Here is a 1,758-nt window from a genome sequence, read left to right as displayed (position 1 = left end):
TGTAGAGCGTCAGTAAAACTGACCCCCTGGCGACACTAAAACTGACCCCCTCCCAGGGCTCGGTGGAGGAGGAGACGGGGATGTTGGACAAACTCTGGGAGAAGACACCTCTGGTAGCGGAGGTGCAGGACATGGTGGAGCCGGAGATCATCCGGCAGATCCGCGATCTGGCCGCTCGTGGCTGGGGAGCCAAGCGGATCGCGCGAGAGCTCGAGGTTGCCCGTAACACGGTGCGACGTTACCTGCGGGCTGGACCCGAGGCGGAGGTTCAGGTTCGTCCGGGCCGACGCCGACTCGACGACGATGGTCGAGCCGAGGCCCGGCAACTCTACACGAGTCTCGCCGGCGGCAATGCCGTCGTCGTCGCGCGTGAGCTACGGCAGCGCGGCGTCGAGGCCAGTGTGCGCACGGTCCAGCGCGCCGTGGCCGACCAGCGACGCGAGCAGTTCGCCGCGGATGCGGCCAGCGTGCGCTTCGAGACGGACCCGGGCCAGCAGATGCAGATCGACTTTGGTCAAAAGGTGGTCCGCATCGGCGGCAAACCGACACGAGTACACCTGCTCGTAGCGGTCCTGTGCCATTCTCGACGTCTGTTTGTCAAGGCATTTCTCAGCGAGCGACAAGATGATTGGCGCGAGGGGATCGCCGCGGCCTTCCGCCACTTCGGCGGGGTGCCGCGCACGCTGCTCGGTGACAATGCCCGCGCCCTGGTCGCCGGCCGCGACCGCGAGACGAGCACGGTGACGTTTCACCCGGCGTACGTGGCTTTCTGCCGCGACTGGGGCGTCCTCCCGCGCGCCTGTGGGCCCTACCGGGCGCGCACGAAGGGCAAGACCGAGTCCGCAGTGAAGTACGTCAAGCGCAATGGCCTCGCCGAGCGCGAGTTCGACTCGTTCGAGGCGCTCGAGGCGCACCTCGCGGCCTGGATGGTCGAGGCCGACCAGCGTATCCACGGCACGACGCACGAGCCGCCCATCGTGCGCTTCGAGCGCGACGAGCGGCACGCCTTGCGCCCGTTGCCTGCGCGCCCCGTGCCCGTGCGCGAGCAGCGCCTGCGCAGACGCGTCGCCAATGACGCGCTCGTGGACGTCGATACGGTCCGTTACAGCGTCCCGCATCGGCTCGTGCGCGATAACGTCGAGGTCGCGCTCGGCGAGCATGAAGTGCGCATCTACCGCGGCGCCGAGCTCGTCGCGCGGCACGAGCGGTCCTTCGAGCCGTACGCGCGCGTCATCGAGAAGGCCCACTACGAGGGCCTATGGCGCGTACAGCCCGCGCCCTTGGCCTCCACGCCGCCCCCGAGCCCGCTGGAAGCCCTGGGGCGCCGCCTGTCCGACTACGCGGCTGCGCTCGAGGAGGTGGCCTCGTGAGCCCCGACCTCGTGCACGCGCGTGTGCTCGAAAGCCTAACCCGGCTGCGCCTCGGCTACGTCGCCGAGCGGCTTGATGCGCTCCTGACCGAGGCTGCTCGTACAGAGCCGACGTACCTCGATTTCCTCGACACTGTGCTGCGCGAGGAGGTGGGGTCGAAGCAGCGAAAGCGCATTGCGATGGGGATCCAGATTGCCCACTTCCCCACGGTGAAGACGCTGGATGACTTCGACTTCAAGTTCCAGCCCTCGGTGGACAACAAGCTGGTGCGAGAGCTGGCCACGGGACGCTTCATCGCGCAGGCGGAAAACGTGCTGATCTTCGGGCCGCCAGGGGTCGGCAAGACGCATTTGGCGATCGCGCTCGGGAGGGCCGTCGTGGAAGCGGG

2 protein-coding genes are annotated in these 1,758 nt (G+C 68.0%); both read left to right on the top strand.

The window, feature by feature from the left end; genetic code table 11:
* The first annotated feature begins 131 nt into the window (after positions 1-131).
* Positions 132-1,370 carry an IS21 family transposase gene (istA, locus tag QHF85_RS49670; protein WP_281334574.1) on the top strand — a complete coding sequence of 413 codons (1,239 nt, stop codon included), beginning with the start codon at positions 132-134 and terminating at the stop codon, positions 1,368-1,370.
* Positions 1,367-1,758 (top strand): ATP-binding protein (locus QHF85_RS49665; RefSeq protein WP_281334573.1); only part of this gene is annotated, 392 nt, incomplete at its 3' end. The genes istA and QHF85_RS49665, both read left to right, overlap by 4 nt.

The organism is Polyangium sp. 6x1 (genome assembly GCF_029946515.1).
Lineage (GTDB): Bacteria > Myxococcota_A > Polyangia > Polyangiales > Polyangiaceae > Polyangium.
Note: the sequence above shows the minus strand (reverse complement) of the source record. Positions and strands in the feature narration are given on the sequence as shown.